23 protein-coding genes are annotated in these 25,126 nt (G+C 70.0%); 14 read left to right on the top strand and 9 right to left on the bottom strand.

Annotated features, from left to right (window positions below; translation table 11 throughout):
• Positions 1 to 52: 52 nt before the first annotated feature.
• The 3 genes from minC to A9977_RS30040 all read right to left on the bottom strand — a co-directional run bounded on the left by minC (position 53) and on the right by A9977_RS30040 (position 2,959).
• The gene (gene minC, locus A9977_RS30050) at positions 53 to 811 is read right to left on the bottom strand and encodes a septum site-determining protein MinC (RefSeq protein ID WP_183028469.1); all 759 of its coding nucleotides are present in this window, start codon (positions 809 to 811) and stop codon (positions 53 to 55) included.
• 134 nt (positions 812 to 945) lie between these two features.
• Positions 946 to 2,232, bottom strand: coding sequence for a solute carrier family 23 protein (locus tag A9977_RS30045; protein ID WP_183028468.1), 1,287 nt, complete (start codon positions 2,230 to 2,232; stop codon positions 946 to 948).
• A gap of 304 nt (positions 2,233 to 2,536) precedes the next feature.
• Positions 2,537 to 2,959: a hotdog fold thioesterase gene (locus A9977_RS30040; protein WP_183028467.1), complete on the bottom strand. Its 423-nt coding sequence runs from the start codon at positions 2,957 to 2,959 to the stop codon at positions 2,537 to 2,539.
• A 92-nt stretch (positions 2,960 to 3,051) separates the two neighbouring features.
• On the opposite strand from A9977_RS30040, the gene A9977_RS30035 reads away from it, so the two are divergent.
• Positions 3,052 to 4,341, top strand: coding sequence for an AsmA-like C-terminal region-containing protein (locus A9977_RS30035; protein WP_183028466.1), 1,290 nt, complete (start codon positions 3,052 to 3,054; stop codon positions 4,339 to 4,341).
• Between the two features lie 97 nt (positions 4,342 to 4,438).
• On the top strand, positions 4,439 to 6,532 hold the full coding sequence (locus A9977_RS30030; RefSeq protein ID WP_183028465.1) for an acetoacetate--CoA ligase: 2,094 nt from the start codon (positions 4,439 to 4,441) through the stop codon (positions 6,530 to 6,532).
• 15 nt (positions 6,533 to 6,547) lie between these two features.
• On the opposite strand, the gene A9977_RS30025 is transcribed toward A9977_RS30030, so the two are convergent.
• Positions 6,548 to 7,138: a helix-turn-helix domain-containing protein gene (locus A9977_RS30025; RefSeq protein ID WP_183028464.1), complete on the bottom strand. Its 591-nt coding sequence runs from the start codon at positions 7,136 to 7,138 to the stop codon at positions 6,548 to 6,550.
• A gap of 340 nt (positions 7,139 to 7,478) precedes the next feature.
• Between A9977_RS30025 and A9977_RS30020 the strand changes: the two genes are divergently transcribed.
• From A9977_RS30020 to A9977_RS29975, 10 genes are all read left to right on the top strand, one after another.
• On the top strand, positions 7,479 to 9,080 hold the full coding sequence (locus A9977_RS30020) for an ABC transporter substrate-binding protein (RefSeq protein ID WP_183028463.1): 1,602 nt from the start codon (positions 7,479 to 7,481) through the stop codon (positions 9,078 to 9,080).
• Positions 9,081 to 9,147: 67 nt separating this feature from the next.
• A complete protein-coding gene (locus A9977_RS30015; protein WP_183028462.1) occupies positions 9,148 to 10,149 on the top strand; it encodes an ABC transporter permease in 1,002 nt (333 codons plus the stop codon).
• Positions 10,136 to 10,987, top strand: a complete 852-nt coding sequence (locus tag A9977_RS30010) for an ABC transporter permease (RefSeq protein WP_183028461.1) — start codon at positions 10,136 to 10,138, stop codon at positions 10,985 to 10,987. Before A9977_RS30015 ends, A9977_RS30010 begins: the two co-directional genes overlap by 14 nt.
• Positions 10,984 to 12,018: an ABC transporter ATP-binding protein gene (locus tag A9977_RS30005; RefSeq protein WP_183028460.1), complete on the top strand. Its 1,035-nt coding sequence runs from the start codon at positions 10,984 to 10,986 to the stop codon at positions 12,016 to 12,018. The genes A9977_RS30010 and A9977_RS30005 overlap by 4 nt, the downstream gene beginning before the upstream one ends.
• Entirely contained in the window at positions 11,999 to 12,970 is a 972-nt protein-coding gene (locus A9977_RS30000; protein ID WP_183028459.1) for an ABC transporter ATP-binding protein, read from the top strand. The genes A9977_RS30005 and A9977_RS30000 overlap by 20 nt, the downstream gene beginning before the upstream one ends.
• A 36-nt stretch (positions 12,971 to 13,006) precedes the next feature.
• Entirely contained in the window at positions 13,007 to 13,261 is a 255-nt protein-coding gene (locus tag A9977_RS29995; RefSeq protein WP_183028458.1) for a hypothetical protein, read from the top strand.
• Between the two features lie 4 nt (positions 13,262 to 13,265).
• Positions 13,266 to 13,736, top strand: coding sequence for a (2Fe-2S)-binding protein (locus A9977_RS29990; RefSeq protein ID WP_183028457.1), 471 nt, complete (start codon positions 13,266 to 13,268; stop codon positions 13,734 to 13,736).
• On the top strand, positions 13,723 to 14,694 hold the full coding sequence (locus tag A9977_RS29985; protein ID WP_183028456.1) for a xanthine dehydrogenase family protein subunit M: 972 nt from the start codon (positions 13,723 to 13,725) through the stop codon (positions 14,692 to 14,694). The genes A9977_RS29990 and A9977_RS29985 overlap by 14 nt, the downstream gene beginning before the upstream one ends.
• Positions 14,691 to 16,910, top strand: coding sequence for a xanthine dehydrogenase family protein molybdopterin-binding subunit (locus tag A9977_RS29980; RefSeq protein ID WP_183028455.1), 2,220 nt, complete (start codon positions 14,691 to 14,693; stop codon positions 16,908 to 16,910). The genes A9977_RS29985 and A9977_RS29980 overlap by 4 nt, the downstream gene beginning before the upstream one ends.
• Before the next feature lie 90 nt (positions 16,911 to 17,000).
• Positions 17,001 to 17,477: a hemerythrin domain-containing protein gene (locus tag A9977_RS29975; RefSeq protein ID WP_183028454.1), complete on the top strand. Its 477-nt coding sequence runs from the start codon at positions 17,001 to 17,003 to the stop codon at positions 17,475 to 17,477.
• A 6-nt stretch (positions 17,478 to 17,483) separates the two neighbouring features.
• Here the strand turns inward: A9977_RS29975 and A9977_RS29970 are convergent, their stop codons facing one another.
• Complete coding sequence (locus tag A9977_RS29970; protein ID WP_183028453.1) at positions 17,484 to 17,885, bottom strand: phage holin family protein; 402 nt, start codon at positions 17,883 to 17,885, stop codon at positions 17,484 to 17,486.
• A 152-nt stretch (positions 17,886 to 18,037) separates the two neighbouring features.
• Here A9977_RS29970 and A9977_RS29965 point away from each other — a divergent pair, with 152 nt between their 5' ends.
• Complete coding sequence (locus A9977_RS29965; RefSeq protein WP_183028452.1) at positions 18,038 to 18,856, top strand: aldolase/citrate lyase family protein; 819 nt, start codon at positions 18,038 to 18,040, stop codon at positions 18,854 to 18,856.
• Here A9977_RS29965 and A9977_RS29960 read toward each other — a convergent pair.
• The 4 genes from A9977_RS29960 to A9977_RS29945 form a co-directional block, all read right to left on the bottom strand.
• Positions 18,846 to 20,108: an MFS transporter gene (locus A9977_RS29960; RefSeq protein ID WP_183028451.1), complete on the bottom strand. Its 1,263-nt coding sequence runs from the start codon at positions 20,106 to 20,108 to the stop codon at positions 18,846 to 18,848. The two genes, A9977_RS29965 and A9977_RS29960, sit on opposite strands and share 11 nt — an antisense overlap.
• Positions 20,109 to 20,194: 86 nt before the next feature.
• On the bottom strand, positions 20,195 to 20,842 hold the full coding sequence (locus tag A9977_RS29955; protein ID WP_183028450.1) for an ATP-binding cassette domain-containing protein: 648 nt from the start codon (positions 20,840 to 20,842) through the stop codon (positions 20,195 to 20,197).
• 31 nt (positions 20,843 to 20,873) lie between these two features.
• On the bottom strand, positions 20,874 to 22,556 hold the full coding sequence (locus A9977_RS29950; RefSeq protein WP_259652215.1) for an ABC-F family ATP-binding cassette domain-containing protein: 1,683 nt from the start codon (positions 22,554 to 22,556) through the stop codon (positions 20,874 to 20,876).
• Between the two features lie 173 nt (positions 22,557 to 22,729).
• Positions 22,730 to 23,632 carry a LysR substrate-binding domain-containing protein gene (locus tag A9977_RS29945; protein ID WP_183028449.1) on the bottom strand — a complete coding sequence of 301 codons (903 nt, stop codon included), beginning with the start codon at positions 23,630 to 23,632 and terminating at the stop codon, positions 22,730 to 22,732.
• 186 nt (positions 23,633 to 23,818) lie between these two features.
• On the opposite strand from A9977_RS29945, the gene A9977_RS29940 reads away from it, so the two are divergent.
• Positions 23,819 to 25,018 carry an acyl-CoA dehydrogenase gene (locus tag A9977_RS29940; RefSeq protein WP_183028448.1) on the top strand — a complete coding sequence of 400 codons (1,200 nt, stop codon included), beginning with the start codon at positions 23,819 to 23,821 and terminating at the stop codon, positions 25,016 to 25,018.
• Positions 25,019 to 25,126 lie beyond the last annotated feature (108 nt).

Raw genomic sequence — 25,126 nt, 5'->3', positions numbered from 1 at the left:
GCCGTTCCTCTTTCGTTATCCGGTTGTTCAGTTGCTGCTGCGGGAGCGGCGATCAGAGGATCGGCTCCATGAGAATTTTCTTGTCGTCCAGATGGATCTGGACCGCCTTGCCCGCCAGGTTGGCCGGCAGCGCGATTTCGGAGGTGCGGTAGATGCCGGCGATCGCCACCAGCTGCGCTTCCATGCAGGTTGTGAAGATGCGGGCCTCGGTGTTGCCGCGCGCGCCGGCGATGGCCTTGCCGCGCAGCGGTGCGTAGACATGCACGTTGCCGTCGGCGATGACCTCGGCGCCGAAGTTCACCACCGCCATCACGATCACGTCGCCGCCGCGGGCGTAGACCTGCTGGCCCGAGCGCAGCGGCCGGTCGATGACCAGCGTGCCGTTGGCGGGCACCTGCACCTCGCGCACGATCTGCGGCGCCTCGCTGGCCGGGGCCGCGGAAGGCGGCGCGGGTGCGCGCGGGGTGGGCGTGACCGGCATCGCGGCGATCGACAGGCCGGCGGCGCGCGCCGCGGCGTTCTGGGCGTCGTTGCCGCCGCGCACCGCGATCGGCTGGGTCTGGTGGCGCGCGAGCAGGTCGCGCAGCACTGTGAAGTCGAGCGGGGCGGCCGTGTCGTCCTCGGGCAGCTGGGACAGGTCGATGACCACCGGCTCCTGCTCGAAAAAGTCGGGCGAGTCGGCCAGCTGGGCGTCGAGCGCCGTCGTCAGCACGCCGAGGTCCGTCGTCTTGAGGATCAGCGCCACCAGCGGCAGCGTGGCGCTCTTGAATTCGAAAACCGCCTTGGTGCGCGCGGCGGAAGCATCGGCCATGTGAAAAGGTCGTCCGAAAAGCGTTGAAGTCTAACGGCCTGCCGCTGTGCCGGGTGGGGCCGTTGGGGCTTCAGCCCCGCCGGCCCACACATTTCTTGCATCGCGTTTCAACTCGGGCCGTGCCCGGTGCCGCTTCAGGCGTTGCGTGCGCGGCCCAGCAGCGCCCACAGGATGATCGCGCCAAAGGTGGCGGTCCCGATGCCGCCCAGCGCGAACTGGCCGAACTTGAGCGTGAAGTCGCCGGTGCCGATGATCAGCGTGATCGCCGCCACGATCAGGTTGCGGTTTTGCGAGAAGTCGACCTTGTTGTCGACCCAGATCTTGGCGCCCGCGACCGCGATCAGGCCGAACACCACGATGCTCACGCCGCCCATCACCGGCAGCGGGATGGCCTGGATCAGCGCGCCGAACTTGGGCGAGAAGCCCAGCACCAGCGCGATCAGCGCGGCCACCACGAACACCGCCGTGGAGTAGATGCGGGTGGCGGCCATCACGCCGATGTTCTCGGCATAGGTGGTCACGCCGGTGCCGCCGGCCGAGCCGCTGACCACCGTCGCCACGCCGTCGGCGATGAAGGCGCGGCCCATCAGCGGGTCCAGGTTGCGCCCGGTCATGGCCGTCACGGCCTTCAGGTGGCCCAGGTTCTCGGCCACCAGGATGATCGCCACCGGGGCGATCAGCAGCATCGCGCTGCCGGTGAACACCGGCGTGGTGAACACCGGCAGGCCGAACCAGGCCGCCTTGGCGATGCCGCTCAGGTCCATCGGCTTGCCCAGGCCCAGGCCGTTGGTGAGCGCCGCATAGACCACCGTCGCCAGGATCAGCCCGACCAGGATCAGCAGGCGCTGCACCATGCCGCGCGCGAACACCGCCACCAGGCCCACGCAGAGGAAGGTCACGGCCTGCATCCAGGCGTCGAAGTTGTTCGCCGCCATGTTCTTGATCGGCACGTTGGCCAGGTTGAGCCCGATCACCGCCACCACGGCGCCGGTCACCACCGGCGGCATGAAGCGCTCGATCCAGCCGGTGCCGATGGCCTGCACCAGCAGGCCGATCAGGATGTAGAGCACGCCGCAGGCCACGATGCCGCCCAGCGCCACCGCCAGGTTGGCGTTGGGGCCGGTGCCCGCATAGCCGCTGGCCGCGATCACCACGCCGATGAAGGCGAAGCTCGAGCCCAGGTAGCTGGGCACGCGCCCGCCGGTGATGAAGAAGAAGAGCAGGGTGCCGACGCCGCTCATCAGGATCGCGATGTTGGGGTTGAAGCCCATCAGGATCGGCGCCAGCACCGTGGCACCGAACATCGCGATCACGTGCTGCACGCCCATCGCGGCGGTCTGCGGCCAGGGCAGCCGCTCGTCGGGCGCCACGACCGCGCCCTCGGTGGCCTGCACCTCGCGCCATTGGAAGATTCCGGACATTGATTTCTCCTCGTTTGTAGTGCGCCCGATGATGCCCGCTCCGAGGCGCTTTGGCGGCCCGGATCGGCATGAATCAACGCTTCAAACGACGAGGGGAATCTGTTCGCAAGACGCCGCGGAACCGGCTTTGCCGGGCCGCTGGCGTCGCCCCCGGAGGGGGAAGGCGAAGCGACACGAAGTGCGCGAGACCTCGGGGGAGAGCCAAGTGCTGCCGCGGAACCGGCTTTGCCGGGCCGCTGGCGTCGCCCCCGGAGGGGGAAGGCGAAGCGACACGAAGTGCGCGAGACCTCGGGGGAGAGCCGTTTTACCTGGGGAGCAGCATGGACATGGTGATGCGCGACACGCAGGTCAGCTCGCCGGCTTCGTTCGTCAGGTCGATCTGCCAGACCTGGACCGTGCGGCCGCGGTGCACCGGCCTGGCGGTGCCCGTGACCCAGCCGCTGCGGGCCGAGCGCAGGTGGTTGGCGTTGATGTCCAGGCCCACGGCGGCATGGCCTTCGGGCGAGGAATAGTAGGCCCCCATCGACCCCAGCGTCTCGGCCAGCACCACCGACACGCCGCCGTGCAGCAAGCCGAAGGGCTGCACCGTGCGCTGGTCCACCGGCACGCGGCCGCGCAGGAAGTCGTCGCCGATCTCGATGAATTCGATGCCCAGGTGGGCGGACGCGGTGTTGACCGCAGCCTTCGCCATCATGTCGAGCGAGAGGGGTTTTTGCCAGATGGCCATGGAGACTCCAGAGAAAGATGGTCAAAACTATAGCGACAGGACGCGCCCCGCGACTACACGGCCTGTCACCCCCGCGCGGCTAAGCTCGCCGCATGAAACGCTCGGTGCTCTGGCTGGCAGGTGGCGCGACCGCGCTCGCGGTGGCCGCCGGGCTGCTCGCTTGGTGGGTGCCCAGCAACGCCGAGCTGGCCGCGCGTGCGCAGGCCGAGTTCGAGCAGCGCACCGGCATCGGCCTGCGCATCGGCGGCCTGCACTGGTCGGTGCTGCCGACGCCGCGCCTGGTGCTGGAAGAGGTGGCGACCATGCAGGACGCTCCGATCCGCGTGCGCCGGCTCGAGTTGCGCGCGCCCTGGCGCACGCTGCTCGAGCGCCGCATCCGCATCGATTGGGCCGAGGCCGACGGCGTGGCCCTGCCGCGCGCTTCGGTGCGGGCCTTCCGTGGCCAGGGCGATGCGGTATCGCCGCCGGGCGGCGGCGCCTGGACGCTGGACCCGCTGCCCGTCGCGCAGGTCCGCTTCACCGACGTCACCTGGATCGACCGGCGCGAGATCGCGCTGGCCTACGACGGCGAGATCGACTTCGATCCGCACTGGCGCCCGCGCAGCGCCGAGCTGCGCCGGGCCGCCGACGCCTCGAGCCCGGTCCGCCTGCGCCTCGAGCGCGAAGGCGATGCGGACCGCTGGCGCACGCTGATCGACGTGGGCGGCGGCACGTGGAACGGCCAGACCGCGCTCGAGACGGCCCAGGACGGCAGCCTGCTGCTGACCGGCCAACTCGAGCCGCGCAACGTCGACATCGAGCAGCTCATGAAAAGCTTCGGGCGTTCCACGCCCGTGGCCGGCAAGGTCAACGGGCGCACCGAGTTGCGCGCCACCGGTGCGGACGCGGGCGCGCTCTGGCGCAGCGCCCACACGCGCACCCGCTTCACGGTGCAGCCGGCCACGCTGACCCGCTTCGACCTGGCCAAGGCGATCCGCAGCGCGGGCACCAGCCGGGGCGGGCGCACGCCGCTCGACTCGCTCACCGGCACCCTCGACACCCAGGCCACGGGCGACGGCACGCGGCTGCAGTACAGCGACCTGAAGGCACGCTCCGGCGTGCTCACGGCCACCGGCAGCGCGCGCATCTTCCTGCGCAAGCTCGATGGCGAGGTGGCGGTCGACATCGTCGACGGCGTGGTCGGCGTGCCGCTCAAGCTCGGCGGCACGCTCGACGATCCCGAACTCTCGCTGACCGGCGGCGCGCTCACCGGCGCGGCCGTCGGCACCGCCGTGCTGCCGGGCGTGGGCACGGCCATCGGCGCGCGCATCGGCCAGCAGGTCGAGCGGCTGTTCGGCGGCGACAAGAAGAAGCCGGCAACCCGGGGACCGCGCGCGCCCTGAAGCGAGTGCGACGCGTCGCGCGCGGGACAGTCGCGCGGCGCCATCGGGCATTCCCGTGGGGCGCGGCGGCGGTGCGCGCCGTAAGCTTCGAATCCTCATGAATCCAGCACCACCGAACGTTCCCCAACTCCGTCTCTACCAGGACTGGCTGCGTGACCATCGCGGCCTGCGCTTCGACGACTACGACACGCTGTGGCGCTGGTCGACCACCGAGCTCGACGCCTTCTGGCAGAGCATCTGGGACTACGCCGGCATGCACTCGCCCACGCCCTACAGCGCGGTGCTGGCCGAGCACCGCATGCCCGGCGCCGTGTGGTTCCCCGGCGCACAGGTCAACTACGCGCGCGAAGTGCTGCGCCATGTCGACGCGGCCCACGCCGCGGGCATGCCGGCGATCGTGAGCGACGACGAGCGCGGCCAGGTGCGCGAGATGAGCTGGCCCGAGCTGCGGCGCCAGGTCGCGTCGGCGGCGCTCAGCTTGCGCGCGCTGGGCGTGCGGCGCGGCGACCGCGTCGCGGCCTACCTGCCCAACATCCCCGAGACCATGGTCGCCTTCCTGGCCTGCACCAGCATCGGCGCCGTGTGGAGCGTGTGCGCGCCCGACATGGGCACGGCCGCGGTGGTCGACCGCCTCCGCCAGATCGAGCCCACGTTGCTGATCGCGGCCGACGGCGTGCACTACGGCGGCAAGGCGCTGGATCGCAGCGCGGTGGTGCAGGAACTGCGCGGCCAGCTGCCCAGCGTGCGCAAGCTGCTGCTGCTGCGCACGCCTTTTGCAGCGACGCAGATCGAGGCCGACGCCGACTGGACCGAAGCCATCGCGCGCGACGACGCCGAGGTCGCGGCCTTCGAGCCCGAGTGGCTGCCCTTCGACCATCCGATCTGGATCGTCTACTCGAGCGGCACCACCGGCCTGCCCAAGCCCATCGTGCATGGGCAAGGCGGCATCATCATGACCATGTACGCCTGCGGGCTGCACAACGACTTCGGCGCCAGCTACGGCGCCAACAACTTCGGCGAGCGCTTCCACTGGTACAGCTCCACCGGCTGGGTCATGTGGAACTGCCAGCTCGCGGGCCTGGCCGCGGGCACCACCATCGTGCTCTACGACGGCAACCCGGCCGGCAGCAAGGAGAAGCCCGACTGGAGCGTGCTCTGGCGCTTCGTCGCCAAGCACCGCGTGACCTTCTTCGGCGCTGGCGCGGCCTACTTCACGCATTGCATGAAGGCCGGCGTCGAGGCCTCGGCCTGTGGCGACCTGTCGCGTGTGCGCGTGCTGGGCAGCACCGGCTCGCCGCTGTCGGAGGAAGTGCAGCGTTGGGGCAGCGCGCAGTTCCGCGCCGCGGGTTCGAAGGACATCTGGTGGTGCAACATCTCGGGCGGCACGGATTTCTGCGGCGCCTTCGTCGGCGGCAACCGCGAGCTGCCTGAAGTGCCGGGCCAGATGCAGTGCCGCCAGATCGGCCACGCGGTCGAGGCCTGGAACGAAAAGGGCCAGCCGGTGATCGGCGAGGTCGGCGAGCTGGTCTGCGTGCAGCCCATCCCCTCGATGCCGCTGTACTTCTGGGGCGACGAGCCGATCGTGCAGCCCCCGGGCGGCGAAGCCGCCCACCCCCCGAGGGGGTCCGGCTCCGACTTGGGGCGGCCCGGCGTCGAGCCGGGGCCGCGCTACCTCTCGAGCTACTTCGACACCTACCCCGGCGTCTGGCGCCACGGCGACTGGCTCAAGGTGGGCGAGGACGGCGGCTGCATCATCTACGGCCGCAGCGACGCCACCATCAACCGCCAGGGCCTGCGCATGGGCACCAGCGAGATCTACAGCGCGGTCGAGGGCCTGCCCGAGGTGCTGGACTCGATGGTGGTCGACCTCGAGTACCTGGGCCGCGACAGCTACATGCCGCTGTTCGTGGTGCTGCGCCCGGGCGTCGCGCTCGACGACGCGATGCGCGCCAGGATCAACGACGCGATCAAGACCTCGCTGTCGCCGCGCTTCCTGCCCAACGACATCTTCCAGGTGGCCGAGATCCCACGCACGCTCTCGGGCAAGAAGCAGGAGCTGCCGATCAAGAAGCTGCTGCTCGGGCAGCCGATCGAGAAGGTGGTCAACCGCGAAGCGATGGCCAACCCGGGCAGCCTGGATTGGTATGTGGCGCTGGCGGCGAAGCGGGCCGAAGCCGCGGCCTCGGCCTAGTCACGCGCGGCGGGGTCAGCCCGCCTCTTCCGACTTGATGATCCACATCACGCGCGTGGTGCCCGTGGCCAGGTTGGTGAAGCGATGGGGTTGCGCGCTGTCGAACTGGAAGGCATCGCCCTCGTCCAGGATGTAGCGCTGCTCGCCCACCTGCAGTTCGAAGCGGCCCTGCAGCACCATGCCGCATTTCTCACCCACGCGGCGCCACGGGTCCGGGCCCGAACTGCCGCCGGGTTCGATGCTCAGGATCAGCATCTCGAGTTCGCGGTGGCCGGCCGGGGACAGCAGTTCCTTGGTCAATCCCGAGTCGCTGAACAGCAGCGCGGAGCGCTGGTGCACACGCGTCACCACGCTGCGTTCCTGGCTCTGGCCGGCGTCGGTGTCGAAGAAGCTGGCCAGCGGCACGCCCAGGGCGATGCGCAGCCGGTCCAGCGTCTTCAACGAGGGCGAACTCTTGCCGCGTTCAATATGGCTCAACATGCCCACAGAGATCTGGCTGCGCTCCGACAGCGCCGCCAGGGTCATGTGCCTCTCGGCGCGCAGCTTGCGCAGGCGATCGCCCAGGCCCCGCAGGGTCTCGGCGTCCAGGTCTTCTTCGACGGCCATGTGCTTCCTCTTGGTTGGTGCGACGAGCGACCCTTCGACCGCTCGGCCAAGCCTTATACCACCAGTGAATTTCTGTGTCGTTGGTGAAGATGCGGATAGGTCAAATTTCATTCACACGATAAATTTCCGTTCGTACTTGCATCTTTCTGGGGCGTATCGGCGCCAGATTGGTTCGAGCGGGAGAGCAGGTGTCCTGTGAACGGCTGAATGAGGAAGTCGATCCGATGCCGTTCTCCTCGCAATCCACGTCGGAACGGTTCATTTTTTCACTGTGGATGAAATTGGCCCAGAAGTTGCAACGAACACGGTGCAACGCATTCGTCACATCAGGAGTACCCGAATGAAGTCATTCAAGCGTCTTCGCCAGCTTGCCTGTGCAATGTCGGTCATGTTCGCCGCGTCGATGGCCGCCGCCGCGCCGCAGTCGGGCGGCACGGTGGTGATCACCACCTCGCCCGAGCCGGCGCTGATCACCAACGCGCTGAGCTCGGCGCCCACCACCGCGGAGCTGGCCACCAAGATCTTCGATGGCCTGCTCGAGTACGACATGAACCTGCAGCCCAAGCCCTCGCTGGCGGAGTCGTGGACGGTGAGTCCCGACGGCAAGAAGATCACCTTCAAGCTGCGCGAGGGCGTGAAGTGGCACGACGGCAAGCCCTTCAGCAGCGCCGACGTGCAGTTCTCGCTGCTCAAGGTCGTCAAGGACTACCACCCGCGCGGCCAGGGCAACCTCGGGCCCGTGACCTCGATCGACACGCCGGACGCGAGGACCGCCGTGCTCAACCTGGCCTATCCCTACCCGCCGTTGATGATGGGCCTGTCCAGCCTCGAGGCGCCGATCGTTCCGAAGCACCTCTACGAGGGCACCGACTTCCGCAACAACCCGGCGGTCAACCAGCCCGTCGGCACCGGGCCCTTCAAGTTCGTGCGCTGGGAGAAGGGCAACTTCATCGAACTGGCGCGCAACGAGAACTACTGGCGTCCGGGTCGGCCCTACCTGGACCGGCTGATCTTCCGCTTCATCGCCGACGGCGCGACCCGCGCGGCCGCGGTGGAGCGCGGCGAGATCGACGTGGCGACCTTCGGCACCATCAATCCGGTGGAGATGCGGCGCCTCGAGAAGCTGCCCAACATCACGATCGCCAAGGGCGGCTACGAAGCCATCGCGCCGGTCATGATGCTCGAGCTCAACGTGAAGCGGCCGCCACTCGACGACAAGCGGGTGCGCCAGGCCATCGCCTATGCGATCGATCGCAACTTCGTGGTCAAGAACGTCTGGTACGGCTTCGGCAAGCCGGCGGTCGGACCGATCTCGTCCTTCGTCAAGGCCTCGGGCGCGTTCACCGACGAAGGCGTCACCAAGTTCGACGTCAAGGACCGGCTCGAGATCGCCAACCGCCTGCTCGACGAGGCCGGCCTCAAGCGCGGCGCCAACGGCATGCGGACCAAGATCGTGCACGACGTCTCGCCCTTCGGCGAGGACTACCGCCGCATGGGCGAGTACATCAAGCAGGCCCTGGCACGGGTGGGCATCGACGTCGAATTGCGCAGCCGCGACTACCCCACCTTCGTCCGCCAGGTGCACAACGAGTACGACTTCAACATGACCTCCACCTGGTCCATCGGCATGGCCGACCCGACGCTGGGCGTGCAGCGCCAGACCTGGTCGAAGATGATCAATCCGAAGGTCCCGTTCGGCAACGTCTCGCAGTACAGCAACCCCGAAGTCGACCAGCGCTGGGTGGCGGCGCAGACCGAGACCGACCGCGCCAAGCGCAACCAGCTGTTCCATGAACTGCAGCGCCTGCTGGTCGACGACAGCCCGATCATCTGGCTGATGGAGATGGACCTGGTCGCGGTGCAGAACAAACGCGTCAACGACCTGATCACCTCGCCGCTGGGCCTGCGCGGCGGCCTCTACGACACCTGGGTCAGCCGCTAAGCCACGGCCTTCGCACCACCGGGGCCCTGCGCCCCGGCCTTCAGCGCGTCATCAACAGGAGAGTGCCATGTGGGCATCGCGGGCAAGGTACGTCCTGGGTCGATTGATCCATGGGCTGCCGATCATCTTGGCCATCGTGGTCGTCAACTTCTTCCTGATCCGGCTGGCGCCAGGCGACGCCGCGCAGGTGATGGCCGGGGAGTCGGGCGCGGCGAGCCCGGAATACATGGCGCAGATCCGGGCCCAGTTCGGCCTGGACCAGCCGCTGTACGTGCAGTTCCTGCAGTACATGAAAAACATCCTGGTGTTCGACATGGGCTACTCCTTCCGCCATGCGCGCGGAGTGGCCGAACTGATCTTCGACCGCCTGGGCGCCACCGCGTTGCTGATGGCCGCCTCGATGCTCATCTCGGTCGGCGTCGGCATCCTGCTGGGCGCGATCGCCGCGGTGCGCGACCGCACCTGGACCGCCAACCTGATCGTGACCTTCGCCATCGTCACCTATGCCACGCCGCTGTTCTGGGTCGGGCTGATGCTGATCATCGCCTTCTCGATCCACCTGCCGTGGTTTCCCACCAGCGGCATCTCGGTGGTGGGCGCGGCCGACACCGGCCTGCGCCATGTGCTGGACGTGGCCCATCACCTGGTGCTGCCGGCCCTGACGCTGTCCTTCTTCTACATGGCGCTGTACACGCGGCTCATGCGCTCGTCGATGCTCGAGACGCTGCGCATGGACTTCATCAACACCGCGCGCGCCAAGGGGCTGGCGAACGGGAAGATCGTCTACCGCCACGCGCTGCGCAACGCCATCCTGCCGGTGCTGACCATGGCCGGCGTGCAGGTCTCCAGCATGCTGGGTGGTTCGGTGATCGTGGAGTCGGTCTTCGGCTGGCCGGGCCTGGGCCTGCTCGCCTTCGAGGCGCTGTTCTCGCGCGACCTGAACCTGCTGCTGGGCATCTTCTTCCTGAGCTCCATCCTGGTGGTCATCACCAACGCCATCGTCGACGTGGTCTACACCATCGTCGACCCGCGCATCGAACTTCGCCGCCAACGCCATGTCAAGTCCTGATGTCCCCTTCAAGGCGTCCGGCCTGCTGGTGCGCACGCTGCGCACGCCGCAGGGCGCGATCGGCCTGTTCCTGCTGCTCTGCGTCGCCGGCCTCGCGTTCACGGCGCCCTGGCTGTTCCCAGAAGGTCCCTACGAGATGCTGGGGGCGCCGTTCAGCGAACCCTTCGGCGAGTTCTGGCTCGGCACCGACATGCTGGGACGCGACATCGCCGCCGGCATCGCCTATGGCGCGCGCATCTCGCTGATCGTCGGACTGGTGGCGGCCTTCGTCATCGTCGTGCTCGGCACCGTGGTGGGCGGCATCGCCGGCTACTACGGCGGGCGCATCGACACCGCGGTGATGCGCGTGACCGAGTTCTTCCAGACCATTCCGACCTTCATCGGCGCGATCGTGATCGTGGCGGTGCTGGGCTCGACGCTGCCCAACGTCATCGGTGCCATCGCCATCGTCTCGTGGGCCCCGCTGGCGCGCCTGGTGCGCGCCGAGGTGATCAGCGTGAAGAACCGCGAGTTCACCTCGGCCTGCCTGGCGCTGGGCATGAGCGACATGCGGATCATGCTGGTGCAGATCCTGCCCAACGTGCTGTCGACCATCACCGTGGCGGGCTCGCTGATGGTGGCCACCGCGATCCTGTTCGAGTCCGGCCTGTCCTTCCTCGGCCTGGGCGACCCCAACATCATGACCTGGGGTTTCATGATCGGCGCCGGCCGGGCGGCGATCCGCACCGCCTGGTGGATGGTCACCATCCCAGGCATCGCCGTGCTGCTGACGGTGCTGTCGATCAACCTGATCGGCGATGCCCTGAACGAAGCACTGAACCCGAGGCACAAGTCATGAGCACGGCCGAACCGGTCCTCCAGGTGCGCGGCCTGCGCACCGAATTCCTCTCGCGTTCCAAGCGCTGGTTTCCCGTCGTCAACGAGGTCGACCTGCAGGTGCGGGCCGGCGAGACGCTGGCCGTGGTGGGCGAGTCGGGCTGCGGCAAGAGCATGCTGGCGTATTCGATCATGCGGCTGCTGCCCAAGCGCATCGCGCGCAACGGCGGCGGCCAGGTGCTGCTGCGCGGGCGCGACCTTCTGGCGCTGGGCGAGCCGCAGATGCGCGCCGTGCGCGGCAAGGACATCTCGATGGTGTTCCAGGAGCCGATGACCAGCCTGAACCCACTGATGACCGTGGGTCGCCAGATCCTCGAGAGCGTGGTCGAGCACGAGCGCTGCACGCCGGAAGAGGCGCACCGGCGCGTGATCGACCTGATGGACCTGGTCGGCATCCCCGAGCCGGAGGCCCGCTTCCACCAGTACCCGCACCACCTGTCGGGCGGCATGCGGCAGCGCATCGTGATCGCCATCGCGCTGGCCTGCCGGCCCCAGGTGCTGATCGCCGACGAGCCCACCACCGCACTCGACGTGACGATCCAGGCCCAGGTGCTGGAGCTCATCGACCGGCTCAAGCGCGAGCTCGGCATGGGCGTGATCCTGATCACCCACGACCTGGGCGTGGTCGCCGAGTGGTCGCAGCGCGTGATGGTCATGTATGCCGGGCGCAAGGTGGAGGAGGCCGATGCCGAGACCTTCTTCTCGGCGCCCGCCCATCCCTACAGCCGGGCGCTGCTGGCCAGCGTGCCGCGCCCCGACATGTCGGTCGACGGCGCGTTCGCGCCGCTGACCGAGATCCGTGGCGCCGTGCCGCCGCTGGACCGGCTCGGTGCCGGGTGCGCCTTCGCCCAACGCTGCGATCGCGCCGATGCGTCGTGCACCGCAACGACGCCGCCGCTCCAGACCTCGGCCTTCCGCGCCGTCGCCTGCTTCAAGGCCGACGCGACAGACATCACTTCCTCGGGGACCGCGCATGCTGCAGCCATTGCTTGACGTCAAGAGCCTGGTCAAGTACCACGCGACCCACAGCGGCACGGTGCGTGCCGTGGACGGTGTGGACCTCCAGGTCCATGCCGGCGAAACACTGGGGCTGGTCGGCGAATCGGGCTGCGGGAAGTCCACCCTGGGCCGCACCATCGTGCGCCTGCACGACCCGGACGAGGGCCGCATCAGCTTCAAGGGACAGGACATCAGCCGGCTGTCGCGGCGTGAACTGCGCCCCGTGCGGCGGCAGATGCAGATGGTGTTCCAGGATCCCTATGCCTCGCTCAACCCGCGCCGCACGATCCGCCAGATCCTGACCGAACCCTTCACCGTGCACGACGTCGGCACGCGGCGCGAACAGGCGCAGCGCGTCGACGAGCTGGTGGCGCGGGTCGGCCTGCATCCGGACCATGCCGACCGCCATCCGCACGAGCTGTCGGGCGGACAGCGCCAGCGCATCTCCATCGCCCGCGCCATCGCGCTGGAGCCCAGCCTGGTGGTCTGCGACGAACCGGTGTCGGCACTCGACGTGTCGATTCAGGCGCAGATCATCAACCTGCTGCGCCGGCTGCAGTCCGAGAGCGGCTCGGCCTACCTCTTCATCTCGCACGACCTGTCGGTGATCGGCTACCTGGCCGATCGCATCGCGGTCATGTACCTCGGCGAGATCGTGGAGATCGCGCCCAAGCGCGCGCTGTGGAACCAGCCGCTGCATCCCTACACGCAGGCCCTGTTCTCCGCCATCGCCGAGCCCCTGCCGCCCAGCGTGCCGCGGCGGCCGCGCGTGTCGATGAAGGGCGACCTGCCCAGTCCGCTGAACCCGCCGTCGGGCTGCCGCTTCCATACGCGCTGCCCGCAGGTCATGCCGCGCTGCCGCGAAGCCGCGCCGCCGCTGCAGGAGGCCGCGCCGGAAGCCGGCGGCGGCCACCGCGTGGCCTGCTGGCTGCACCACGTTCCCTGAGCCGCTTCGGCTCGTTCACAACCCCAGAGGCTATCCATGCACTACATCTCCGCACGCATCCGACCCGCCAAGGTCTTCCATGGCTACGACCAGGCCGGCAAGCTGGTCACCGCGACCATGCCCAACGAGCACTTCGTCGAGAAGGTGATCAAGGTCGAGCGCATCCTGTCGATCACCGAGGACCACATCTTCATCCAGTGCCCGCACGACACCGTGCAGAACTGGGAGTACGAAGGCGGCTTCGACACCATGAAGGGCCGGCTGCGCCAGGCCGGCCTGTTGATCGACTGATGCGATGAAGGCCCGGCTTGCCCTCGACGTCAACGGGTGCGCGACGTCGACCGAAGTGGACACGCGCACCACGCTGCTCGATTTCCTGCGCGAGCAGCTGGGCCTGACGGGCGCGAAGAAGGGCTGCGACCACGGCCAGTGCGGTGCCTGCACGGTCATGGTCGACGGACGGCGCACGCTGTCCTGCCTGCGCCTGGCCGTGGCCGTCGAGGGACGCAGCGTGACCACCGTGGAGGGCCTGGGCAGCGCCGAGACCCTGCACCCGGTGCAGGCTGCCTTCGTGCGCCACGATGCGTTCCAGTGCGGCTTCTGCACCCCGGGCCAGATCATGTCGGCGGTCGAAGTGGCGGCCGATCCCTGCGCCACCAGCCGCTGCGCGATCCGCGAACTCATGAGCGGCAACCTCTGCCGCTGCGGCGCCTATCCGAACATCGTGTCGGCGATCGAGGAGGTCCGTTCCCATGGCGCCCTTTGAGTACCGGCGTGCCGGCGGTGTCGAAGAGGTGCTGGCGCAGTTGGGCCGGCCCGGGCTGCGGCTCCTGGCCGGTGGCACCACGCTGGTGGACCTCATGAAGCTGGGCGTCGAGACGCCGGCCACGGTGCTGGACATCAGCGCGCTGGCGCTCGACGGCATTGCCGTGGAAGACGGATGGCTGCGCATCGGCGCGCTCGCCACGAACACCGACGTCGCGCAGCATGCGCTGGTGCAGGCGCACGCCGGGCTGGTGTCCAAAGCCATCCTGTCGGGGGCCTCGGGCCAGATCCGCAACGTGGCGACCATTGGCGGCAACCTGCTGCAGCGCACGCGCTGCGTGTATTTCCGCGGCACCGACTGGCGTTGCAACAAGCGCAGTCCCGGTGCGGGCTGCTCGGCCATCGACGGGTTGCATCCCGGCCACGCGGTGCTCGGTACGAGCGCCGCATGCCATGCCGTCCATCCCTCGGACCTCGCGGTGGCGCTGCTCGCCGCCGACGCGCAGGTGCATGTGCGCAGCCTCCGGGGCGTGCGCCGCATTCCCTTCGATGCGTTCTATGTGCTGCCGGGTGCGACGCCGCAGATCGAGCATGCGCTGGCCGAGGACGAATTGATCACGCATCTGTCGTTGCCCGTGACGGGGGCGGCGCCGCGCAGCGACTACCTGAAGCTGCGCGGCCGTGCGTCCTACGAGTTCGCCACCGTCTCGGTGGCGGCCTCGCTGCGCATGCACGGCGGCCAGGTGGCGGAGGTCGCGGTCGCGCTGGGCGGCGTGGGCACGGTGCCCTGGCGCATGCGCTCCGCCGAAGCCCTGCTGCACGGCCAGCCCCTGACCGACGCCGCGCTCGACGCCTTCTGCGATGCGCTGCTGGACACCGCGGTCGCCACCGAGCAGAACCGCTACAAGCTGGCTATGGCGCGTGCCGCGGTCTGTCGGGTCCTCGGAGGCTTGCAATGAGCGCGCCGGATGCAGGCGGCACCGCCTCGCACGTCGGCCGCGCGCTGCCGCGCACCGACGGCATCGCCAAGGTGACCGGCGCCGCGCGGTACGCGGCCGACGAGCAAGCGCCCGGCTTGCTGCATGCCGTGGGCGTGCGCGCGACCGTGGCCGCGGGCCGCATCGCGCGGCTCGACGCCCACGCCGCGCTGGCCTTGCCCGGCGTAGTGGCGGTCTATTCGCACCTGAACGCCCAAGCGGCGCTGGGCTGGCGCCGCTCGCCCGAGATCATGCGGCTCAGCGCGGAGGAACTCGGCCTTGGTGCGCTCGCCGATGGGGCCGATCGCCGCGCCGAGGCCTGGCGACCGCTGTGCGCGCCCGATATCCGCTTCGCCGGCCAATGGGTGGCGGTGGTGGTCGCCGAATCGCTCGAGGATGCGCGGCTGGCCGCGCGCCTGATCGACGTCGGATACGAAGCCGAGCCCGCCACCCTGGCCTTGCGGCGTCCTGGAGAAGCGCTGCTGCGGCCGGGCTTCTTCTTCGGCGAAGAGATGCAGGTCGCCGTGGGCACCGCACCGGATGCCTCGACGGTCGCGCATCGACTCGAAGCCACCTACGAGACGCCCACGCAGCACCACCAACCGATGGAGCCGACCGCCACGCTGGCGGCCTGGGACGGCGAACGCATGACGGTGCACGACTCGACGCAGGGCGTGGGCGCGGCACGCGACTACATCGCGGCCTCGCTGGGCATCGCGGCGGCGCAGGTGAGCGTGCATTCGCGCTTCGTCGGCGGGGGCTTCGGCAGCAAGAACCAGATGTGGCCGCACCAGGCCCTGGCGGCGCACCTGGCCCGGGCGCTGTCGCGGCCCGTGCGGCTGCAGCTGTCGCGCGCCGACATGTCGGTGGCCACCGGCCACCGCGGCGAGACCAGCCAGGACGTGGCCTTGGCCACAGACGGCGCCGGGCGCTTCGTGTCCGTGCGCCACGAGAGCTGGACGCCAACGTCCCTGCAGGGCGGCTTCTTCGAGCCCTGCGGCCTCAACACGCTGGTGCTCTATCCCTCGGCGCACCTGCAGGTCGCGCACCACGTGGCGCGGCGTGCGATCCCGACGCCCACGCCCTTCCGCGGACCGGGCGAGACGCCAGGCTCCTTCGCGCTGGAATCCGCAGTGGACGAACTGGCCTGCGGAATGGGCATCGATCCGCTGGCCTTCAGGCTGCAGAACTTCCCGCACCGCGACGCCTTGCACGACCGTCCCTGGTCGTCCATTCACCTCGCGCAGTGCTACGCGGAAGGCGCACGCCGCTTCGGTTGGTCGCAGCGCGCGGCCGAACCCCGCGCGCGGCGCGAGGGTTTCGAATGGGTGGGCTGCGGCATGGCCACCACCGCCTATCCCGCGCCGGCCCTGCCGGCCAGCGTCCGCGTGACGCTGAACGCCACCGGAGACGCGCTGGTGGAGACGGCCGCCACCGACATCGGCACCGGCATGTCCACGATCCTGGCGCAGCTCGTGGCGTCGGAGCTGGGCCTGTCCGTGGCCGCGGTCGAGGTGCGCCTGGGCGACTCCGGCCTGCCGGCGGCACCCACGGCCGGGCGCTCCAAGTCGACGGCCAGCGTGTTGCCCGCGGCGCAGGCGGCCTGCACCCAGCTGCGCGAAAAGATCGAGGCCGCCGAAGCGGCGCTCGGTGCAAGGCCGCGCACGGGGCCTCTGGCGCATCGGATGACCGAAGCCGCGGTGGCCTCGCTGCAGGCGACGGCCACCTCGGCGGGCAAGCCCGCGACGACGGCGTTGAGCTTCCACTCCTTCGGTGCGCATTTCGTCGAGGTCCGGGTGGACGAGGACCTGGCACGCTTGCGCGTCACGCGGGTGGTCAGCGCCTTCGATTGCGGCCGCATCGTGAACCCGTCGCTGGCGGCCAGCCAGATCAAGGGCGGCATCGTCTTCGGCATCGGCATGGCCTTGATGGAAAAGACACAGTTCGACCCGGGCACCGCGCGCATCGTGAACGACAACCTCGCCGACTACCACCTGCCGGTGAATGCCGACGTGCCGGACATCGAGGTGCTGTTCGTCGGCGCGCCGGACGAGCAGTTCAACGCGCTCGGCGTGCGCGGCCTCGGCGAGATCGGTGTTCCGGGCGTCGCCGCCGCCGTCGCGAACGCCGTGTTCCATGCCATCGGCCGGCGCGTGCGCAGCCTGCCGATCCAGGCGGGCGATCTGCTGCCCCGCTGACGTCGGACCCTGCGCATCACTGTTGCGCCAGGTCAAACCGCCTCGAGGCGCGTACCGATAGCCTGAGGTTTTCCGCACAAGGAGAGCCGCATGGCTGCATTGCAATGGTCCGAGTCGCTGTCGCTGGACCTGCCCCCGATGGACCAGACGCACCAGGAATTCGTCGAACTGCTGGCGCAGGTCGAGGGCGCCGACGACGCGCAACTGGTGCCGGCCTGGCGCGCGTTGATCGATCACACGGTCGAGCATTTCGGCACCGAGGACGCCTGGATGCGCAGCACCGGCTTCTCCTCGGCCAACTGCCACACGGTGCAGCATCGCGTGGTGCTGGAGGTGATGCGCGAGGGCCTGGTGCAGGGCCTGAAGAATGAGACCGAGGCCATCCGCCGGATGGCGCGGGAACTCGCCGTGTGGTTCGTGCAGCACGCCCAGACCATGGACGCCGCGCTGGCGCTGCACCTGCGCAGCGTGGGCTTCGATGCGGCCACGCAGCAGGTGCGCATGCCGCAGGGGCTGCCGGCCCAGCCGCTGACCGGGTGCGGCTCGGCCGCCTGCGCGACGGCCTGAGGCGGGCTACAGCCAGGTGCCGCTGCTGGGCATCTGGATGTTCGTCGCCGGGTCGCTGCCGCCGACCATCGAACCGATGGCGATGCTCAGCAGCGAGATGAAGATGCTGGCGAAGAAGGCGGTCCAGAAGCCCGAGACCTTGAAGCCGCGCACCAGGGCCGACACCAGCAGGATCATCAGCGCGTTGATCACCAGCAGGAACAGGCCGAAGGTCAGCAGGGTCAGCGGCAGCGTGAGCACGATCAGCAGCGGCTTGACCACCGCATTGGCGAAGCCCAGCAGCAGGGCCGACACCACCAGTGCCCCGGTGCTGTCGAACTTGAGGCCCCGGAACAGGAAGCTGGCGATCCACAGCGACAGGCCGGTGATGGCCCAGTGGACCAGGAAGGGGGTGAGGTTCTGCAGCATGGACGTTTCTCTCTCTTGCTTGTTGTGTCGGTGAGAAGGCGGTGCGTCGATTCTCGCCCGGCGCCGTGACGCCGAGCGGTGCCGCCCGCAATGGCATCGCGTCCCGCCGGACTTCGGCGGCGGTGCACGAGGCGATCGGCTATGGTGGCCGGATGTCGCAACTCCCCGTCAACCATTTCAAGCGCGCGCTGGCCGAGGGCCGGGCGCAGATCGGGCTGTGGTGCAGCCTGCCCGACCCCTACATCGCGGAGATCGTCGCCGGTGCCGGCTACGACTGGCTGCTGTTCGACACCGAGCACGCGCCCACCGACGTGCCGCGCATGCTTCAGCAGCTGCAGGGCGCGGCCTCGGCGGTGCCCGCCGGTGAGCGAGCGTCGTCGGCCGTGGTGCGCCCGGCCTGGAACGATCCGGTGCTGATCAAGCGCTACCTCGACATCGGTGCCCAGACCTTGCTGCTGCCCTTCGTGCAGAACGCCGACGAGGCGCGCGCCGCGGTGCGCGCCATGCGCTATGCGCCCGCAGGCATCCGCGGCATGGGCGGCTCGATGCGGGCCTCCAACTACGGCCGCACGCAGGGCTATGCGCAGCACGCGCACGAGGAGCTGTGCCTGCTGGTGCAGGTCGAGACCCGCGAGGCGCTCGACCGGCTCGAGGAGATCGCCAGCGTCGACGGGGTCGACGGCGTGTTCATCGGCCCGGCCGACCTGTCGGCCAGCATGGGCCATCCGGGCAATGCCGGCCATCCGGAAGTGCGCGCGGCCATCGACGGCGCCATCGCCCGCATCCGCGCCTGCGGCAAGGCGCCGGGCATCCTGCTGGTGGACGAGGTGCGGGCGCGCGAGTGCCTGGACCTCGGCGCGCTGTTCGTGGCGGTCGCGATGGACCTGCAGATCCTCGCGCGCGGCGCCGAGGCCATCGCCACGCGCTTCGGCGCCGGGGGTGCCGTGCCGGCCGCGAAGATCAGCTACTGAGCGCGGCGGCGCGCCCGGTCGCGCCCCGCGAGACGCGCCACAGCAGCGTGGCCGCGATCGACATGTTGAGCAGGTTCCACGCGATGCCGTTGAGGAAGGCCGCGTGATAGCTGCCGGTGAGGTCGAACACCTTGCCCGACATCCAGCCGCCCAGCGCCATGCCCAGCAGCGTGCACATCAGCACCGTGCCGACGCGCGCGCCGGCCTCGGCGGGCGGGAAGTGCTCGCGCACGATGATCGCGTACGAGGGCACGATGCCGCCCTGGAACAGGCCGAACATCGCCGACACCACGAACAGCGGCACCAGCCCGTCGAAGGGCAGGAACAGCAGCAGCGCCACGCATTGCAGGCCCGAGCCCAGCAGCAGCGTGCGCAGGCCGCCGATGCGGTCGCAGATCGCGCCCGAGATCAGCCGGCTCGCGATGCCGCAGGCCAGCATCAGCGACAGCATCTGGGCGCCGCGCGCCGCGCCGAAGCCCAGGTCGGTGCAGTAGGCCACGATGTGCACCTGCGGCATCGCCATCGCGACGCAGCAGGCCACGCCGGCCACGCACAGCAGGCCCTGGGCGGTGCCCAGGCTCAGGCCGAAGGGGCGCATGCCGGGCACCGGCCGGCCGGCGACGGCGCTCGGCATCGCCATCGAGAGGGCCGGTGGCCGCGCGTGCATCAGCAGCGCCAGGCCGGCCATCGCGAGGCCGCAGAACAGGCCCATGCCCAGGTAGGTCTGGCGCCAGCCCACGGTCTCGACGAAGTGCTGCGCGATCGGCGGCCAGACGGCACCGGCGATGTAGTTGCCGCTCGCGCACACCGCCACCGCGATGCCGCGCCGTTTCACGAACCACAGCGAGGTGTCGGCCACCAGCGGCGCGAAGGCGGCGGAACTGCCGAGCAGCCCGACCAGCACCGCCTGCGCCGCGATGAAGGCCACGATGTTCGGCGCCAGGCCGCAGGCCACGTAGCCCAGGCCCAGCGCGACCGCGCCGCCCAGCAGGGGCCACATCACGCCGAAGCGGTCGGCCACCTTGCCCATCAGCATGCCGCCCACGCCGAAGCCGATCATCAGCAGCGTGTAGGGCAGCGAGGCCTGCGCGCGGTCGATGCCGAAGTCGGCCTGCACCGCGGGGATCACGACCGAGACCACGTACATGCCGCTGCTGCCCACGGTCATGATCAGCAGCGTGACCAGCAGGCGCCAGAGGGCGTAGCGCGAATCGGGCAGGTGGGGCGGGGCGGCGGCGGCGGTCGTGGTCATGCGGCTTGTCTCTGGTTCGCCATCTGGTGTGGCTGGGGCGGCGGTGGCCGTTGCCGGCCCCGCCTTTGGCACGCATTGTGGCCGCGTCAGGCGAAGGGCAGCGCGAGCGTGGCGGCCAGCGGCACCTCGCCGATGCGCTCGCCGCTCGCGACGATGACGGCGCGGTCGCCCTCGGCCGCGATCTCGGCGAGGGTGCGCCACAGGCAGCGCATCGAGGCCGCATCGAGCCCGCCGGTCGGCTCGTCGAGCAGCGTGAGCGGGTGCTTCGAGGCCAGGGCCGCCGCGAGCCAGACCTTGCGCTTGGAGCCCGTGGAAAGCATGTACATGGCCTTGTCGATGTGGGGCGCGAGCGAGAAGCCTTCGACCAGCGCCGCCCAGCGCGCTTCGTTGAACGGCAGGTCGGCGCGGCGCAGCGACAGCGCGCAGTCGCGGCCGCTCATGGCGTCGAAGGCATCGGTGCCGGGCTCGATGAAGAACAGGTGGCGCCGGTAGGCCGCCACGTCGCCGGGCAGCGATGCGCCGCACAGCGTCAGCGTGCCGGCGCTGGCGGGCACCTGGCCCGCGAGCACGCGCAGCAGCGTCGACTTGCCGCTGCCGGTGTCGCCGTGCAGCAGCGTCACGCCGGGGCCGATGGCGACGGACCAGTCGGCCACCAGCGGCGGCTCGCCGGGGTAGGCGAAGCGCAGGCGGTCGATGGCGAGGAGGGGAGAGCGGGAGGGTGCAGCCGTTGTCATGGTTCGAACCGTACCGCAACCTGGCGCCGGCTCAGGCGATCGTCTCCAGCACCCAGCCCTTGGCGTCGAAGCGCAAGCTGTGGGTCGGCCCCAGCGCCTTGATAAAACGCGCATCGTGCGAGGCCACGACCAGCGCGCCCGGGTAGCCCGCCAGCGCCTGCTCCATCGCCTCGACCGAGGCCAGGTCCAGGTGGTTCGTAGGCTCGTCCAGCAGCAACAGCTGCGCGGGCTCGCCGGCCCACAGCGCGCAGGCCAGCGCGGCCTTCATGCGTTCGCCGCCGCTCAGCGCGCCCGAGGGCATGCCGACCTGCGCGGCCCCGAGGCCCAGCCAGGCCAGGTGGCTGCGCAGCATGCCCTCGGGCAGCGGCGTGTGCAAGGCCTGCAGGCGTTCCAGCACCGACTGGTGGCGCGGCAGCAGGCTGTCGGCGCGCTGGTCCAGCCAGGCGTGCGGCACGCCGATGTGGCAGCTGCCCGCGGCGGGCGCGATCTCGCCGGCCAGCAGCTTCAGGAGCGTGGTCTTGCCGCAGCCGTTGGGGCCCTGCACCGCCACGCGCAGCGGGCCGGCGAGCGCCAGCGACAGCGGCGCGGCGCCGGGCGGGAAGGGCGGCACCGCGTCTTCCAGCGTCAGCACGCGCTTGCCGGCCGCCACCGAGGTTGCCGGCAGCATCAGCGCGAGTGCCGGTGCCTGCTCGGTGCGCGCGAGCGCCTGCCGGACCGCGCCCGCGAGCCGGTCGGCGGCGTCGCTGCGGCGTGCGTTCGCCTTGCCGGCGCTGGCCTGCGCTGCGTCCTTCATGCGGCCCAGCACCAGGGCCGGCAGGTTGCGCGTCTTCGCGTCGCGCTGCTGGCGGGCCGTGCGCTGCTGTTGCGCATCGTGCTGTTCGCGCAAGGCGCGCAGGCCGGCCTTCTTCTCGGCCCGCGCGTGCTGCAGCGCGGCCTCCGCGGCGGCCGCCTGCTGCGCGCGCTGCTGCGCGTACAGCGTGAAGTTGCCGCCGTAGCGGGTGAGCCCGTCGGGTCCGAGTTCCAGGATCGCGTCCACGGTTTCGAGCAGTTCGCGGTCGTGGCTCACGACCACGGCCGCGCCGGGCCATGCAGCCAGCTTCGTGCGAAGCCAATCGCGCGCGCCGGCATCGAGATGGTTGGTCGGCTCGTCGAGCACCAGCGCCTCGGCGCCCGACAGGAAGGCGCCGACCAGCGCCACGCGGGTCAGCTCGCCGCCGCTGAGCCGGTCGGCCGGGTCCGAGGGCCGCAACGGCGCCAGCCCACCCTCGGCCAGCGCCTGGGCGAAGGTGGCGGCGATGTCCCACCGACCCTCGAGCAGCGCGAAGTCGGCGGCATCGAGCCCGCCGGCCTCGATGCGCGCGAGCGCGTCGAACAGCGGCGCGAGGCCCGCGACCGTCGCCACGCATGTGCCCGCCGTGGCGCCGACCTCCTGCGGCACCCAGGCCACGCTGCCGCCGCGCACGACGCGGCCCGCACCGGGAGGCAGGCGATCGACCAGCAGCCGGGCCAGCACGCTCTTGCCCGCGCCGTTGCGGCCCACGAGGCCGATGCGTTCGGCATGCAGTTCGGCGTTCAGGCCGTGGAACAGCGCCCGTCCGTCGGGCAGGGCGAAGCCCAGGTGGCGCAGCGAAAAAAAGGAGGCACCGGGGGCGAGGGATGCATCGGCCGAGGCCGGGATCCACGCCATGTGCGCATCGTCATGAAGAACAGCCATGCAAGCGCCTGACAAGAAAGGAAAAGGCCGCGCTCCGGGACGCTCTGGGCGTGCGGGCGCGGTGCTTCTTGAGGAGGACGACGGGCAGGGATCACATGGCGCGTGACGGGGCTTCGAGGGTGGCGGGCCAGGTCGGAGCGCGCGGTGGCGGCGAAAGTTCCTTCGGCGCCGGCTCAGCCGCCTTGCGCCTGGCCCACCAGCCAGTCGGAGAACAGGCCCAGCAGCGGGCGGCCTTCGCCGCGATCGGGCGTGACCAGGTAGTAGTTGCGCTGGCCCGAGAGCACCTGCGCGCAGGCCACGACGAGCTCGCCGCGCGCGAGTTCGTCCTCCACCAGCAGGGTCGGCATCAGCGCCACGCCCAGGCCCTGGGTGGCGGCCGCGGCCAGCATCGAGAACAGCTCGTAGCGCGGCCCGGTGCGCGCGCGGGGCGCATCGACCTGCTGCGCGTCGAACCATTGACGCCAGCCCTCGGGCCGGGTGCTCTGCTGCAGCAGCGGCATCCTGGCGACGGCCTCCGGCGCCACGGGCTGGCCCTGCGGCAGCAGCCGCGGGCTGCACAGCGGCATCACGTCCTCGCGCAGCAGCAGCACCGCGCGCGTGCCGGCCCAGTTGGCCACCTGCGCGGGCGTGCCCGCATAGAGCGCGGCGTCGAATTCGGCGTCGGCGAACAGGAAGGGGCGGGTGCGGGTCTCGATGTGCACCACCACCTCGGGCTGCTGGCGCGCGAAGGCCGGCAGCCGCGGGATCAGCCAGCGCGTGGCGAAGGTGGGCACGGCCGCCAGCGCCAGCGCGCCACCGGCGCCCTGGTCGGCCATGGCGTCGAGCGTGTCGCGCTCCATGGCCTCGAGCCGCTTGGCCGTCTGGCGCGCGTAGGCGGTGCCGGCGGGCGTCAGCGCCACGCCGTGGCGCGTGCGGCGGAACAGCGTGACGCCGAGGAAGGCCTCCAGCGCGCCGATCTGGCGCGAGACCGCGCTCTGCGTGAGGGCGAGCTCCTGCGCGGCCCGCGTGTAGCTCTCGTGGCGCGCGGCGGCGTCGAAGCAGACCAGGGTCTGCAGCGGCGGGATCTTTCGGCGCACTAGAGATCCTCCCCGCTGCGTCTCACCTCGCACAGGAAAATGCGCCGCGTGTGACGCGTGCAGAAACTCAAGGTATTCGTGCAATGCATATCTGGCTGAGTATTGCTCGTTTGCGCCGACCCGGTGCCGAGGCTAGGATCGAGCCATTCATTTCCCGTCTTTTCCCTCTTCTTCCGGAGACAGCACATGGCCGCCAAAGCGCAATTCCACTGGGACGATCCCCTCCTGCTCGATCAGCAGCTGACCGACGAAGAACGCATGATTCGCGACGCGGCCAATGCCTACTGCCAGGAGCGCCTGCTGCCCCGCGTGACCGAGGGCTTCCGCAGCGGCGAGACCGACCCCGCCATCTTCCGCGAAATGGGCGCGCTGGGCCTGCTGGGCCCAACGATTCCCGAACAGTACGGCGGCCCGGGCCTCAACTACGTGGCCTATGGCCTGATCGCGCGCGAAGTCGAGCGCGTCGATTCGGGCTACCGCTCGATGGCCAGCGTGCAGAGCTCGCTGGTGATGGTGCCGATCTTCGAATTCGGCACCGAGGCGCAGAAGCAGAAGTACCTGCCCAAGCTCGCCACCGGCGAGTTCATCGGCTGCTTCGGCCTGACCGAACCCGACCACGGCTCCGATCCCGGCAGCATGGCCACGCGCGCCAAGAAGGTGCCGGGCGGCTATTCGCTGAGCGGCGCCAAGATGTGGATCAGCAATTCGCCCATCGCCGACGTGTTCGTGGTCTGGGCCAAGGAAGTCAGCGAGTCCGGCACGGTCGGCCCGATCCGCGGCTTCGTGCTCGAGAAGGGCATGAAGGGCCTGAGCGCCCCCGCGATCCACGGCAAGGTCGGCCTGCGCGCCAGCATCACCGGCGAGATCGTGATGGACGGCGTGTTCTGCCCCGAAGAGAACGCCTTCCCTGAAGTGCAGGGCCTGAAGGGCCCGTTCACCTGCCTCAACAGCGCGCGCTACGGAATCTCCTGGGGCGCACTCGGCGCCGCCGAGGACTGCATGCACCGCGCCCGCCAGTACACGCTGGACCGCAAGCAGTTCGGCCGCCCGCTCGCGGCCAACCAGCTCATTCAAAAGAAGCTGGCCGACATGCAGACCGAGATCACGCTGGGCCTGCAGGGCAGCCTGCGCCTGGGCCGCATGAAGGACGAAGGCATCGCGGCGGTCGAGATCACCTCGATCATGAAGCGCAACAACTGCGGCAAGTCGCTGGACATCGCCCGCATGGCGCGCGACATGATGGGCGGCAACGGCATCAGCGACGAGTTCGGCGTGGCGCGCCACCTGGTGAACCTGGAAGTCGTGAACACCTACGAAGGCACGCACGACATCCATGCGCTGATCCTGGGTCGCGCGATCACCGGCATCGCCGCTTTCGCGAACTGAGCCCACCCCCGTCCCTCGCTCACTTCGTGTAGCTCGACTCCCCCTCAAGGGGGGCGATGCCGGCGGCCCGGCAAAGCCGGTTCCGCGGCATCCCACTAAGGGGATACT

The organism is Variovorax sp. UMC13 (genome assembly GCF_014170375.1).
In the GTDB taxonomy this organism is placed as follows: Bacteria; Pseudomonadota; Gammaproteobacteria; order Burkholderiales; family Burkholderiaceae_C; genus Variovorax.
The sequence above is the reverse complement of the archived record's forward strand: the minus strand, read 5'-3'. Positions and strand labels throughout refer to the sequence as shown.